This window comes from Nostoc sp. (assembly GCF_036917615.1).
Classification (GTDB): Bacteria; Cyanobacteriota; Cyanobacteriia; order Cyanobacteriales; family Nostocaceae; genus Nostoc.
Map to the genome: position 1 here is coordinate 56586 of NZ_JBALCZ010000027.1, position 14418 is coordinate 71003.

At 43.2% G+C, this 14418-nt stretch carries 14 protein-coding genes; 6 read left to right on the forward strand and 8 right to left on the reverse strand.

Going from position 1 to position 14418, the window contains the following annotated elements:
- Window positions 1–306: 306 nt before the first annotated feature.
- The gene (locus V7K85_RS09725; RefSeq protein WP_334813092.1) at window positions 307–1263 is read left to right on the forward strand and encodes a putative 2-dehydropantoate 2-reductase; all 957 of its coding nucleotides are present in this window, start codon (window positions 307–309) and stop codon (window positions 1261–1263) included.
- Between the two features lie 209 nt (window positions 1264–1472).
- Window positions 1473–1850, forward strand: coding sequence for a VOC family protein (locus V7K85_RS09730; protein WP_334813094.1), 378 nt, complete (start codon window positions 1473–1475; stop codon window positions 1848–1850).
- Between the two features lie 136 nt (window positions 1851–1986).
- Here V7K85_RS09730 and V7K85_RS09735 read toward each other — a convergent pair whose 3' ends face one another.
- On the reverse strand, window positions 1987–4617 hold the full coding sequence (locus V7K85_RS09735) for a DNA polymerase III subunit alpha (RefSeq protein WP_334813096.1): 2631 nt from the start codon (window positions 4615–4617) through the stop codon (window positions 1987–1989).
- 193 nt (window positions 4618–4810) lie between these two features.
- Here V7K85_RS09735 and V7K85_RS09740 point away from each other — a divergent pair, with 193 nt between their 5' ends.
- Window positions 4811–6103 carry a dicarboxylate/amino acid:cation symporter gene (locus tag V7K85_RS09740; RefSeq protein ID WP_334813098.1) on the forward strand — a complete coding sequence of 431 codons (1293 nt, stop codon included), beginning with the start codon at window positions 4811–4813 and terminating at the stop codon, window positions 6101–6103.
- 41 nt (window positions 6104–6144) lie between these two features.
- Here the strand turns inward: V7K85_RS09740 and V7K85_RS09745 are convergent, their stop codons facing one another.
- The 4 genes from V7K85_RS09745 to rpsF form a co-directional block, all read right to left on the reverse strand.
- On the reverse strand, window positions 6145–6324 hold the full coding sequence (locus tag V7K85_RS09745; protein ID WP_334813099.1) for a hypothetical protein: 180 nt from the start codon (window positions 6322–6324) through the stop codon (window positions 6145–6147).
- A 642-nt stretch (window positions 6325–6966) separates the two neighbouring features.
- Entirely contained in the window at window positions 6967–7146 is a 180-nt protein-coding gene (locus tag V7K85_RS09750; protein WP_334813101.1) for a hypothetical protein, read from the reverse strand.
- 247 nt (window positions 7147–7393) lie between these two features.
- Window positions 7394–7954 (reverse strand): Npun_F5560 family protein, encoded by a 561-nt coding sequence (locus tag V7K85_RS09755; RefSeq protein ID WP_334813103.1) that lies wholly within the window; start codon window positions 7952–7954, stop codon window positions 7394–7396.
- 278 nt (window positions 7955–8232) lie between these two features.
- Complete coding sequence (rpsF, locus tag V7K85_RS09760; RefSeq protein WP_334813105.1) at window positions 8233–8583, reverse strand: 30S ribosomal protein S6; 351 nt, start codon at window positions 8581–8583, stop codon at window positions 8233–8235.
- 175 nt (window positions 8584–8758) lie between these two features.
- On the opposite strand from rpsF, the gene V7K85_RS09765 reads away from it, so the two are divergent.
- Window positions 8759–8926: a hypothetical protein gene (locus V7K85_RS09765; RefSeq protein ID WP_334813107.1), complete on the forward strand. Its 168-nt coding sequence runs from the start codon at window positions 8759–8761 to the stop codon at window positions 8924–8926.
- 69 nt (window positions 8927–8995) lie between these two features.
- Window positions 8996–9769 (forward strand): fumarylacetoacetate hydrolase family protein, encoded by a 774-nt coding sequence (locus V7K85_RS09770; protein ID WP_334813109.1) that lies wholly within the window; start codon window positions 8996–8998, stop codon window positions 9767–9769.
- A gap of 3 nt (window positions 9770–9772) precedes the next feature.
- Here the strand turns inward: V7K85_RS09770 and V7K85_RS09775 are convergent, their stop codons facing one another.
- The 3 genes from V7K85_RS09775 to V7K85_RS09785 form a co-directional block, all read right to left on the reverse strand.
- On the reverse strand, window positions 9773–10252 hold the full coding sequence (locus V7K85_RS09775; protein WP_334813110.1) for a Tic20 family protein: 480 nt from the start codon (window positions 10250–10252) through the stop codon (window positions 9773–9775).
- Between the two features lie 81 nt (window positions 10253–10333).
- Window positions 10334–10531 (reverse strand): hypothetical protein, encoded by a 198-nt coding sequence (locus tag V7K85_RS09780; protein WP_094348028.1) that lies wholly within the window; start codon window positions 10529–10531, stop codon window positions 10334–10336.
- 360 nt (window positions 10532–10891) lie between these two features.
- The gene (locus V7K85_RS09785) at window positions 10892–11152 is read right to left on the reverse strand and encodes a hypothetical protein (RefSeq protein ID WP_334813112.1); all 261 of its coding nucleotides are present in this window, start codon (window positions 11150–11152) and stop codon (window positions 10892–10894) included.
- A gap of 222 nt (window positions 11153–11374) precedes the next feature.
- Here V7K85_RS09785 and V7K85_RS09790 point away from each other — a divergent pair, with 222 nt between their 5' ends.
- Window positions 11375–14395: a hypothetical protein gene (locus tag V7K85_RS09790; RefSeq protein ID WP_334813113.1), complete on the forward strand. Its 3021-nt coding sequence runs from the start codon at window positions 11375–11377 to the stop codon at window positions 14393–14395.
- Window positions 14396–14418: the final 23 nt, after the last annotated feature.

Here is a 14418-nt window from a genome sequence, read left to right on the forward strand (position 1 = left end):
TGTTCAAGTATAATCCCTCTCAAAAGTTGCGTCAGGCATTTGGTCGTCTACATATAAGGCATCATCTGAAAACGATATTTCTACCACGCAACCAATTTGTGGACAACTTCAAGCCTGCCTGATAAAATCACAGGAGCGAAAAATTTGAGTTTTTGATCAGCCAGGAAGTAAGCCCGATCAGGTAAAAAGCTCCGTCACAATTATATGAACGCGGTTCATTACCTAATGCCATACCAGAAGTTTTTGGCTGTATGTATACAACGTATTGCCTTATGATCATCATAGAAAAATTTCTTTGTTAACAAAATGTCCAAGCGTAGTTACGCCATTCTAGGAACTGGTGCATTAGGTGGCTTTTATGGTATAAAACTGCAAAAAGCTGGTTTAGATGTCCACTTTTTGCTGAAGAGTGATTATGAATATGTCAGTAAATCTGGTTTGGTTATTGAGTCAAAAGATGGTGATTTCACCCTTCCTCAAGTCAACGCCTACAATGATGTAGAAAAAATGCCACAATGCGATGTGGTGGTGGTAGCGCTAAAGACGACACAAAACCATTTATTGCCGCAGATGTTACCGCCTGTCGTCAGGGATGATGGGGTAGTGTTGGTATTGCAAAATGGACTGGCGGTGGAAGAAGAAGTTGCCAAAATAGTTGGCAATGTCAGCATTATTGGTGGGTTATGTTTTCTCTGTTCCAATAAAGTCGGAGCAGGACATATCCGCCACCTCGACTATGGACAAATTACTCTAGGAGGATATGCTTCTGGCTATAATCCTACTGGGATTACAGATAAAATGCGGCAAATTGCCGATGACTTTACTAATGCTGGTATCTCAATAGAATTAGCTGAAGACTTATTACTAGGGCGATGGAAAAAATTGGTGTGGAATATTCCCTATAATGGACTGTCTGTAATTCTCAACGCTAGAACAGATGAATTAATGTCCTATGTCCACACCCGCAAATTAGTTGAACAGTTAATGTATGAAGTTGCAGCAGGTTCCAAAAGTTGCGGACGCATCATTCCTGATAGCTTCATTCAAACAATGCTGGATTACACTGTGAAGATGAAGCCTTATCGTACCAGTATGAAAATTGACTACGACCAAAGGCGACCTTTGGAAGTAGAAGCAATTTTTGGGAACCCATTACGGAAAGCGCAAGCAGCAGATGTGGATTTACCGCAGATTAGTTGTATATACCAGCAGCTAAAGTTTTTGGATGAGAAAATAAGAGTGGGAGATCGCCATTTTGCTTAATTGCTGTCGCATATCAACACATGTTCTTAACATTAAACAAAACAATTAGAGAGTGATCATCGTGTCTTACTTTCCTTGTTGGTTTTACTACACGTCTTGTTTATCTTGTCAATGCGTAAGTCCTACATTTTTTAAAGCGATCGCTGTTTAGATGCCCTTTTGTTAAAAAATATTGTAAGTGTGAGTAGTGTTTATAAAAATTAGAGCTTATGTTTGACCATCTATCGTTTGGGGTGAGTAGTTTAGAACGTAGTCTAGCCTTCTACGATGCTGTGCTTGCGCCATTAGGCATCAAGCGCCTGTTTAATTTGCCTGATATTGCTGCTTATAGTGCCGGTACTTACCCCATGTTTTGGATTGGGAATCGCCGAGAGTTTACCCATGAGATATCCGAGGGGTTTCATTTGGCATTTGCGGCTGATAATCGCCCTGCGGTGGATGCTTTTTATCAACAAGCGATCGCTTTGGGAGCTAAAGATAATGGCGAGCCTGGATTACGTCCACATTACCACCCCAATTATTATGCTGCTTTTGTAATTGATCCTGACGGGTATCGCATAGAAGCCGTTTGTCATCAACCAGCTTAAGTGATCGCCACAATTGAGTGCTGAGTTAGGAGTTAGGAGTACAGACGCGATTAATCGCGTCTGTACAGGAGTTAGGAGTTAGGAATATTATCTCCTCTGCCCAATGCCCAATACCCAATGCCCAATGCCCCTCCTCTCAATTTGGTAAACCCTCTACCCGCATCAAATCCAATTCCCGTTCAAATATTTCATCAATTGGCAACATTTGACCATCAACAGTCATAAATTTATGATCTTTTGTTGCCCGAATCAATGACCCATCTTCCAAACAATACTCAAACACTTCTTGTTGTCCGCGATCGTGCCACTGTAGCACAGGTTGCGTGTAAATATTTCCATTATTATCAACGCTGTACACAGTACATTCAATGCGTTTTTCTACAATTTTTCCAATCGGCAGTAATCCATATTCTACTGTCAATATTTCCGTATCATAACTTAAACAATATTCAGCAAACTTCAACATTTGCTCAAATAATTCATCCGCAACTTTTTTATGAACACCATTTTTCGCCGCACCATCTACGAATTTTTCTCGCTGCTTTTGCATCTCCGAAACTTTCTTTTTACCCATCGCCCGGCGCAGCAAGTCTGCTTGTCCTAAAGAATATCCAGCCATATCCTGAGCAATTTTCATGATTTGCTCTTGATAGACCATAATTCCATAAGTTTCGTCTAATATTGTTTCTAGAATTTGGTGTTGATAATCAATTTGTTCTTGACCATGTTTGCGCTTAATAAATTTAGGAATCAGTCCCGCATCTAATGGCCCCGGTCGATAAAGTGCCAAAATTGAAGAAATATCTTCTATATTAGAAGGCTTCAAATCTCGCACAATCTGACGCATCCCAGAAGATTCTAATTGAAATACCCCTTCTAACTCACCTGCTTCTAATAATTCATAAGTTTTTTGTACATCTTTAGGTAAACTGCTATGCTCACCTTTAGCTAATATCTTCTGGGCTTTTCTTTCCTGGCGCGGAATTTCATCAGGATCAAGCCGATATCCTCTAGTTTCTTGAATCAAATCAACGGTCTTTTGAATCAGCGTCAGGTTCCGCAAACCCAGAAAATCCATTTTCAATAAACCCATTGATTCCAGGTCTTCCATGAAATATTGGGTAATTACAGAACCGTCATTATTCTTCTGTAGTGGGACAATTTCATCAAGTGGATCGGCAGAAATTACCACACCTGCGGCATGAACACCAAATGTTTTATTAGTTCCTTCAATTCGCATCGCCATATCAAGCCAATGGCGAACATGCGGTTCTTTATCATATTTCTCTTTAAACTCTGGTTCTGGGGTTTCATTAGAAATCATCACCTTGAGTTTCGTTGGTTTCCCCCGCACCACAGGAATTAATTTCGCCATTTTGTCAGCTTCACCGTAGGGAATATTCAATACTCTGGCGACATCTTTCAAAACGGCTTTAGAAGTTAGGCGGTTAAAAGTAATAATTTGGGCAACTCTATCTGCACCATATTTATCAGTTACATATTCAATAACTTTATCCCGTTGTTCAATACAGAAATCCGTATCAATGTCTGGCATCGATTTCCGTTCCGGGTTCAAAAAACGTTCAAATAGTAACCCATGATGTACAGGGTCAATATTAGTAATTCGCATCGCATAGGCAACTAATGAACCAGCCGCAGAACCCCGACCTGGCCCCACAGGAATGTTATTATCTCTAGCAAATTTGATGTAGTCCCATACAACTAAAAAGTATTTGGAAAAACCCATCTGCTGAATCATTTTCAGTTCGTATTCCAATCTCTCTTTATAGACGGAATCGACTTCCTGGCGAGATTTGCGATTTAACCGTTCTAAAAGTCCGAGCCATGCAACATCTTCGGCGTAAGTGTCAGCAGTATGACCAGAGGGAATTGGTGGTGTAGGAATCTGAGGCTCACCCATAATATGGTAAGGCTCGACTTTATCGGCGACTTCTTCAGTAGTGGCTACAGCTTCTGCAATCACATCATCTGGTAAATGGTCACGAAATAGCTGCTGCATCTCCTCACCAGATTTGAGATACTCTGTGCCGCTATAACGCATCCGCTTATCTTCAATAATTAGCTTGCCAGTTTGAATACATAGCAAAGCGTCGTGGGCTTCAACGTCAAAACAAGAAATAAAATGCGAATCATTAGTAGCAACAATTTTAATACCTAGCTCCCGCGCAATTTTGACTATTTCAACATTAACAATTCGGTCTTCTTGGGAGCCGTGGTCTTGAATTTCTAGATAATAATCATCACCAAATACATCTTTATACCACTGAGCAACTTTTCGGGCTGCATCTGGTCTATTACTAAGAATCGCTTGGGGAATTTCTCCACCCAAGCAAGCACTGGTGACAATCAAGCCTTCATGATATTCTTTTAATAAATCTTTATTAATACAAGGACGAGAAAAAATTCCTTTGCCTTGAACACCTTTGAGGTGAGAAATTGTGGTTAATTTAACTAAATTTTTGTAACCTTTGGTATTTTTAGCTAAAACAACTTGATGATATTTCGGACGGCGTTCTTGTTTCTCGATATCGCCGTTAATGACATACATTTCATTGCCGATTATCGGCTTAATATTTTGACTACGGCAGATTTTGATCAATTCAACCGCGCCATACATGACGCCATGATCAGTAAGGGCGATCGCTTTCATCCCCAGTGCGATCGCTTGATCCACCAACTCTGGTAGCTGACTTGCCCCATCGAGTAGACTGTAGTCACTGTGAATATGTAAAGGGACAAAGGACATAAGCATCTCCAACCACAAGCCAAGATATCTCTACGGGCCTACCTTGTGGTATACCCTTTCGAGCTAGATTTTGCAAAGCAACGGAATCTTAGATTAACAGTTTTTAACCAAAATTAAAGCTGTTCTTTTTCCGAAATTGTCACTATCATCAGTGTTGTTTTAATAGTTACAGCAGTTAACCAGTATCTAGCCAATGAGTCAAACAGAGAGTACTACTTCGCCTGCAACCAAAGCTAGCCCTTGGTGGCAGCGTATCCCTCTCACATTGCAAATTCTCATCGCCCTAGTAGTAGCAGTCAGCGTTGGCATTGCCCTTGGTGCGGGGAATCCCAACCCCAGCAATGCCACTTTAATCAATAATTTAGCAATTCCAGCGGAATTGGTGCTAAAGGCTCTCCGCGCCTTGGCTACGCCCCTGATTCTGGTAGCGGTGCTGCATACCTTAATGACTACGAATATCCCCGGTACAGCCGGACGGCGGCTGGCAGTGCTACTTTTAACCAACACTACCGTAGCTATTTTAGTAGGACTTTTGGTAGCGAATGTGCTACGTCCAGGAACTTGGGGCAATGTAGCTACCTCAACAAGTACACAAATTACTCCTCAGAGTCTTGACCCTTGGGGAATACTCAAAGATGCTGTACCAGAAGCTGTCCTCAAGCCATTGGTTGATAATAACGTCATCCAACTGATTGTGATTGCCCTGAGCTTTGGTATCGTCCTGCGAGGATTAAAATCTGAACAAATAGCTCAAGGCAAGAACGGATACCAGCCTATTGAGGATGTTATTGGGATTTTATTTGAAGCAGTAGTCCGTATCCTCAACTGGGTAATTGCCTTAGTGCCGTTCGCAGTCTTTGGAATTGTAGCTAAAACTATTGCCATGCAGGGCTTTGCACCGTTTAAATCTTTGGGTGCATTCATCGTGGCGGTGCTGTTAGCACTGGTATTGCAAGCGTGCTATTACCTCACCAGAGTAAAATTTGGTTCTTGGGTACATCCGTTAAAATTCCTAGCTGGCGGTTCTGATGCGTTTTTGACAGCTTTCTCAACTTCTTCCTCTGCGGCGGCAATGCCCGTAACCTTTGAGGTTTTGCAAACAAAAGTCGGTTTAAGGGAATCTTCTGCTGCCTTGGGGGCATTAGTCGGGGCAAATTTCAATAATGATGGCACTGCCCTCTATGAAGCAATGTCTGCGTTGTATATTTCCCAACTAATTGGACAACATCTGAGTCTGGGACAGCAGTTAATTGTCATCCTTACCTCTATTTTTGCATCAGTAGGTGCGGCGAATATTCCCAATGCTGGACTGGTAACGATGACACTGGTGTTCACTTCTGTAGGCTTACCTACCCAGTACATCGCTTTACTAGTTACTGTAGACTGGTTTCTAGATCGCTGTCGCACCGCGATTAATGTCATGGGAGATATGACTGTCAGTGCTTTACTTGACGGCAAAAAGCCCCGTTCTGTAGACGAGGCTTAGTTTGCCAGCTTTTAAGTTGAGTGCAGCAGGTTTTCACGTATCTAATGTTGTTGAGGCCCTTTTGCGTCACATTCTTTAGTCCAGCAGCGTTCTAGAAGTTGAAAACGCCAGATCAATGCAAAGCGTTGGGGATTTAATACTAATTTAGGATCGCGACTAAATAAAGGCTGGTTCAGATACTGCCAAAGGGGAAATTTAATTTTGGTGTGTTTTGGAGTCATAAGAACAACAAAATATTATAAAAGTTTAGTGGCAATAATTAGCATTTTGTCTAGCAACTGCCTGATACTGTTTTTCTAGTTAAAGACTACACTGCTGAATAGCACTTGTCTTGGTGGCAATTGCGGAATTTCAATAAGTGAATTCATGTTGTTTCCGCTTTAATACTGAAATTGCACACACCATTTTTCTGATTCCACATCCTGTGAAAAGTCATACCATTGAAATTGCTAGAGATACGTTGGTAAGGGCGTACAGGTATACGTCTCTATAACCGATTCATCTTAGGACTTACGCACTTGTACAAATTAATCATGGTATGTATTCACCATGCATAGGTCGTTTCAGGCTTTAATTAATCATTCTTTAATAGTAGATAGACCAGCACTGTAGGGGCACAGCAATACTCATGCGTGTCAACTTAAGCCAAAACCCCTTTAAAATCTCGTTTTCAGCCTCTGGCTAGGAACGAGAGAAAATTGGGAGAAGGGTTGGGGGTTACCAGATAGAGAGGAGTCACGGGAGATAACGGCAGACGACTCACCATCATCTGTAATTACTGGTTTTGGCACTAGCATAAATAGTAATTATTTCCTAAACGCATATACCCCTCCAGATTTTACGACTGGAGGGGATTTTACTGCTTAACTGGCATCCAGCGTAGGCGTAGCCCGCATTTCTCTGCGAGACGCTGCGCGTAGCTTGCTTCCACGTTCGCGGAGCGTCCCGTAGGGAAGTGGTACGGCAAAGCTCAGTGACCACCGCAGGCATCGCTCTCCCTGATAACTAGCAATTTGGGTTAGTAAATGACCAAAATTGGTCAAAACAATGCAATTCTTTGTGACACTCCCTAGCTTCTCAAAGACAGAGCTTTTCAAATTACTCTGAGCTAATTGTTCTATATCCGACGTAATTAATGCAAGGAGGTAGGAGGTAAGAAAAGTTAGAATATCAGCCTTTGCGTTATTTCTAACTCTATAGTTATTTTTGCCTTGATTTACTAGTCGGATGTCTCCAAGATATTTTGCCGCCCCAATTTTTTAACTCTTCGATTCCACCATGATGGTAACTTTAGACATTCTGGGGAGTCGAAATGTTAGTTTGTTCGGATGCTGGGTGGGGAAAATTTGGCAAATCAATGCCGCTGTGACTAGAATTGCGAGTTTTGAGTGCTAAACGGTAACTCACACTTTGCAGTTCTGCTTGTAGTTGGCGGTTTTCCCGTTGTAGCATTGCTACCTTTTCTCTGACTGGCGTCATCCGTTCCTCAAACTTTCGACGGTAAATTTGAGGCAACTCTTGTACTACTTGCTCCAACATCCGACTGCGATCGGTGAGTTCTTGAACTGACTGTCGCAATTGGTAAATTTCGGAGTCACGAGTTGTAATTTGCTCTTGGTAGAACGCCACCTGCTGCTCCACAGCTTGGAGTTGTTCTTGCAAAGTCTGTAACTGGGTCAAATCGCGCTCAAGTTCAGGCTGCTGGGGCATAAAACTAGTGTTACCCTTTACCAGCCGGAAGAGTTCTTGAGATAGTTGTTGCACTAATTGATCGCGAAGTTGCAACTCTTGGCGTAGCTGCGATACTTCCGTAGAGAGAACTTGAATATTGGGTGTATCAGATTGGCTCACAGTAGTTTACAGCTCCCATTCAGAATCTTGTCCACTCTTAGGTATAACTGCGGAAGTACTACATTTGGCAAGTATTTGTTAATTTAGCATTCCCAAATAAGTCACGAAAAAAGAAAAAGACAAAATTTTATTGAATGGGATTGGCCATGGGGCATGGGGGAGCCAGTCGCATGGGCGGGTTTACCGACTTGTGCGACCTGGCGTCATTAGGCATTGGTTTCTCCCACTCGTCCCACTCTCCCTGCTCCCCTGCTCCTCTGCTCCCTACTTTCTACTCCTTAGACCGTTGCAGCCACTTTAGCGGGCTTTTCCTTTTCCTCTTTAGGGGGTTTTTCCTCTGCGATATCCTGCTTAATTGTCAGATAGCGAATCACTTCTTCACTCAAGCGCATGGCGCGTTCAAAGGGGGCGATCGCAGTTGCAGGCGCAGTGTAGTTTAACTGGATGTAAATACCATCGCGGTGTTTTTTGATTTCATAAGCGAGACGACGCTTACCACGATTTTGAATTTGGATATCCTCGGCGCCTTGATCGCGCAGCAAATTCTGATATTTAGTAATTGCTTGCTCTGCCTGTTCGTCTCCCAGGTCAGGACGCAGGATGTACATTGTTTCGTAATTTGTAGTCATATTTTTCAGTTTCCTCATGGACAAAAGTGGCTGCTGATGTTAATTTATACTTGCTTTTAATTTAAAATGCCAGCATTAATCAACATCTGAAGCAACAAGGAACTATAATCTTACCAGTTTTCAATTTTGTTTCATTAGCCAAATCGCCGAAGTTTGGATTTTTTAGATGTCCCTAATGAAAACTAGGTCGGCAGGCGACCCCGATATTTCTTTAGCAAGTAAGAATCCAGTTTTTGGTACTCGCCAGCAAATTGATCAAGCTATCAGCTTCGCCAACGGGTATCTTTCCTTAAGGGCATCTATAGCGATCGCTTTCAGGCTCAAGGCTCAATCGGTTTGCTAAAAAGCTAACTGAGGATTGCTACCCGCTCACAGCAACAAAAAAGCAGATAAAAGGATATTCATCAAGGTTATGGCGCAGCGTTATGTGCGAATTCAAAATCCAGAAGGACAGATTTACTATGGTTTACTACAACTATCCCTGAATGTGCAGGTGCTAGATGCTCCGCCCTGGTTACAAGGACAACCCACTGATTTAACATTGACACCAGAAAATTACCAAATTCTGGCTCCCTGCGCTCCCTCAAAAATTGTGGCGGTGGGTAAGAATTATGCAGACCATGCAGCTGAAATGGGAACTCCAGTACCTTCTGAGCCACTAATCTTTTTCAAGCCACCCACGTCGATCATTCCATCTGAGTGGGAAATCAAGTATCCTCCCCAGTCGCAACGAGTTGACTACGAAGGAGAGTTAGCATTAGTGATTGGCGATTACGCCTTTGAATGTACACCAAAGGTAGCCCAAACCAAAATTTGGGGCTACACCATCGCCAATGACGTAACAGCGCGGGATTTACAAAAACTGGATGGTCAATGGACACGAGCCAAAGGTTTTGATACTTTCTGTCCCTTGGGCCCTTGGATTGTGCGGGAATTAAATCCAGGAGCGAGATTGCAGACTTTTGTGAATGACCACGCCAATCCAGTCCAATCTGCCTGTATCGATCAGATGGTGTTTTCCCCCGATGTTCTAGTTTCCTATATCAGTCAGGTTATGACGCTATTACCCGGTGATTTGGTGCTTACAGGTACGCCGCAGGGTGTAAGTCCATTGCATCCAGGCGATCGCGTCCGCGTAGAAATTGAGGGTATTGGTCGCCTGGAAAACACCATAGTGGCCCGTTAACTTCTAACGCACTTGCATATACACTGCATCGGAAATCGCCGGAATTTCCGCATAACGTCCGCTCAACGACTGGATAACTGAATATCCAACTGCTGCCACTACGCCTAAAAAGATGGTGTTGGCTACTGTTTCTATTGCAAAGCCAGTACCAGGAACCTTTCCTAAAGCTCCCACCAGTATGGAACACAGAAATATAACTATGTCCAGAAGAATTGCCTGCATTGTGTTGAAACGAATGAAGTGACTGATTTTTTCGTTTCTTACCACCAATAGGAACAACGCAAAGAACACGATTATTTGTCCAAATTGTCCTAAACTACCGTAAATTATTAGCACTGGTCGCAGCACTAAAAGCAGGACTTTTAGTGCTGGAAACTGACTCAACAAAAAGCTGCCAAAGACTAAACCATAAATTAGGGGCAGCAAATAAGGCAAGGAAGCAAAAATCCGATCTGAAACTGTTGTAGACCCGCGCCTAGACATTATGCGTTCTCCTGTGGTTAAATTTCTATAGTTACTTGAGCTTAGGATAACGCAGTTGCTTGGTCTTGCTGGCAAATTCAACTATTCTATATGGGCAATGCGAAAGCCCATCATACACTCATACTGGTCTGGCTGCTGTTGAGTAAGCTTGCGAATCGCTTGACCACAGCGCAGTTGACCCCCACGCCAACGGGGTTGACCGCTCCCGTCAGCGAGTAAACAAGACTGGCAAACTTGCTCAGGGGCAAGGATTTGCTCGTCCATTAAAATGACTAGCATCGAATCCCTCCTGTAAATCCTCATTGTCACCCATATTTGACTCAGGTGAGGACACGCTTTGTAGCGGCTCTTTGAACTGCTTCAGGTAGGTTGGGCGCGTTTATACTTTTGTTAAGTGTTGTGATTTGCGATGGCGCTTTGCGCCTGGCGTGGGCGATCGCACAGGACACTTAAGAGCCACATCTACCTCTTTGTAGCAGAAATCTAGGCAATCACAATTCAATAAAATTCTCAAGTGAATCTTAAGTTATTGTATGTTGTGTCTATTGCAAATTGGACATATTAGTAAAAATAATCCAAAATTATTCGCAATAAGGTAGAGCAGAGACAGCCAACGGTATTAATTGCATCCCTGTTAATTTAGCGCTGGAGAGTGTCACGTCGCTTTTCTACCAGACGCACTTGCGTTCGCTCCAAATTCACGCATTCACGCATTATATAATCCCCATAAATAAAATTTAGTTGCTCACGTCTTAAAGACACCTTGGCTTTGCGGTTCGCCTGGGCACCGTATTTCTCTCTACCAGACGCACTCGCTTCCTCAAAGCGCGTCTCTACATACATATTTTTATTCTCCATAAATAAATTTAGTTGCTCTGTATCCTTTGATTTTTCGGTCAAAGTTAATATTCAGGAAACAACAAAAGGTTTACGCACAAGCAACACGGCGACCCATTGAAATTCCCTTGACGCGACTAGTTAAAGTGCGAGAATTCAAGTAAGTAAAACTCAGTTAACTTCATAGTCATCTAAGTGATGCATTTATAAAATACTGAGGTAAACTTGCAAGCAAGGTAATACACAATATAACTGTGCGGCTCGTCGGTCTGGGCATCACTCACAATGGAACACTGGCAATTTCTGATACAGAAACAAGGCGATCGCTCGTGGCATATCCTAGAATCGCCAAATTTAGAAATTTTGGAAGGGCAGTATAGAGTTTTGGCTCGTTCTAACCTTCCTAATACAGATGTGGAAGTGCGGGTAACTCACTCTTCAATCCAGAAAGTTCAACCAACGCGGCGAATTTTCAAGCGCTCGCGTCGCACTAACTCAGAAGGCTTAATAGCGGTAATTCCTTTTACCTACTTCCAGACAGGAGTTTGGGAGTTGCGCTGTTCCGGCGATTTGATGTCGGAGCTGCTCGGTAAATCTTGGCAATACAGTGTCCAACTTAAAGTATTGTCCCAAGAAGAAGCAGGGGAAGTAGAGAGAGCAGGGAAAGTTGAGGGAGCAGGGGGAGTAGAGAGAGCAGGGGAAGCTTGCCCTCAACCCCACTACTCTGAGGAAAGCGAGGCTACGTCAGTCTACGTGGAAACATTAGATAACGCGATCGCTGTTTCCACAGAAGTGGCAATTGCTACAGATATTAACCCTGCTACCACTGTTGTTGCAAATGAAGGGAACTTGGAATGTACTGTCCCACCAGAACCCCTAATTAGAGTAGATAAAGCGATCGCTGTCCCCACAGAAATGGCAATTGCAAAAGACAGCAACGCTACTACTACTGTTCTGCTAGATGAAGGGAACTTGGAATGTACTGCCTCACCAGAACCCCTAATTAGAGTAGATAAAGCGATCGCTGTCCCCACAGAAATGGCAATTGCGAAAGACAGCAACGCTACTACTACTGTTCTGCTAGATGAAACGAAAGAAGATATAGTTATCGATCAGCCTGTGAGTCCTGTGTGGCTCAAAGATGGTACGGCAGAGCAGATTTTACAAAATTTAATAGATTTAGCTTTACCCACCTCTGAACTCTTGCCTAAAGATGAAAAGGTTATAGTTATAGATTCTTCAGTAACACAACCACCGCCACCATTACTGCTAACTCTAGGTCAGGATAGTTATATTGCTCGTTGGGGACAAGCTCTTACAATCAATGGGCACATAGAACTCAAAGAAAAGACAAATCTAGATCAGGCTGAAACATTATCTCCAAAAAGCTTGCGGGCACTTGAAGTAGGAATTGAACTGCGATCGCCCAAGAACTCGAAAATCTTGACCCAGGTATGGCAACCCTTACCAGACCAGGACTTGCCCTTCACCATCAATACCTCAATTGATATTCCTACTGACTGTGAATCCAAGTTAATTTTGGCAGATCTCAGTTTGTATGGTAGATTCGCCGATGTTGATGAAGTTATCCGGTTAGCCAGCCAGTCCTTCACCATTACAGCAGATGTAACAGAATTACTGGCAATCACAGCCGCAGCAAAACGTAGTACATCCTTAAATGACCCCATAGTACCATCAGACTCATCTGTAGTTTTCACAGAACCAGAGGCAGCTGTGAGGCTCGACTTGAAACTATTCAATCTGGTCAAGATTCCAAAAACAGACCAGTCTGAGATACTCAATCCATCCCCAAACACACCCCTACCACCGCAAATTAATCTGCAAGTTCTGCGAGAAGCCACCCTGCGGACATCTCAGCTCAAGAATTCAGCCACTTCGCCTCAATTGCCGAAACTGCCCCCGCCCCCGATTCAAATCGATGCCAACACTCCCACAGATGTTGTTACAGAACCCCCTACACAGGAGGAGCTTCTAGAAAAGGATACGATTATAGCTGCCATCAACTTGGAGCAATTGGTCATCAAGCAACGTCGAATGCCAATACTCGACACTACTTTTCCATACTTGAGACGACTACAAGCTTTGCCAGGTGATGCAGAGGAAGTAAAAAGCAATGTTTCCCCAGATGCATTGCAATTTCCAGCGGCTGAAGACTTACCACAGTTGGACGCAACTGTAGCTGAAGATGAAAATACACCTGAATTAGTAATAGGTGATGCACAATTCCAGGAGGAATCTGTTGCTGAAGTAGAAGCCCAACCGAATACACAATTTCCAGAAGAATCTGTTGCTGTAGAAGCCCAGCCAAATACACAATTCATTACAACAGGTAACCTTTACTCATCTCCTTTACTCAGGAAGTGGATGGAGAGCCAAGGATACTCTTTGCCTGAATCCATTAATGATTTGCAACCTCAAGACTACGATAACTATGTTCCAACGCAGCAGACGTCGCTTTCTCTAAGTGCAGAAAATGCGGATGTTGATGTCAACTTGCCGTTAAATCTAGATGCCAATACTGAGAATAATTTGAGCGAAGGTTGGGGCAGCTCAGAACTTCTGCTGACACAGACGCGCAAGGGACAGGGGACAGGGGAAGAAGTCCAATTGGCTTCCGATCTAGGGAATTTTAGGGAAGATGTAGACACAGCGCAGGAAGCGGATCTGGGGATAGGAGAAAATACTGAATTAGAAAAAGTATTAGAATCAACACTCTCACCGCCTCTGTTAAGACAACTACCGCCCCCGCCTCCTCCGATAAAAATAAATATAGCATCAGCTTGGTTAGCGCAAGAAATCGTTGTAGATGATACATATAGTGAACTGGAAGCCGATGCAACGAGGAGTTACCGCTTTGAAGAAAAGGAGCAACCACTGTTAAATTTATCCCCTTCCTTACCTATAATTGCGGCAGCCACTGAGCCTTTGCCAATTCCCCAGCTGGATGTGCCAGAAGGCGAACTAATCGCTGGCAAGTCTGTCATGGTGCGCGTAGTACTGCCTGAAGTACCTCCGCAAGTTGTTGTTAAGTTATGGCTTGAAGATTATCAAACTCGCTGGTTATTAGACGGGCCGCATTTATTGACAAATTTACTACCTAATGCATTGGGAGGGTTGGAAGCGATGACACAATTAAACATTCCCTTTGGCTGTTTGGAAATTCGCTTGGAAGCGATCGCACTTGATCCAACAACCCAACAAGAGAGTCACAAAGTCACAATAGTGCGAACTGTGATTCCTCCAGACTTGCCAAGCTTGCAGCTAGATGAACTCCTGGGTATATGATCGCGATTAGGGAGTAAAAATAG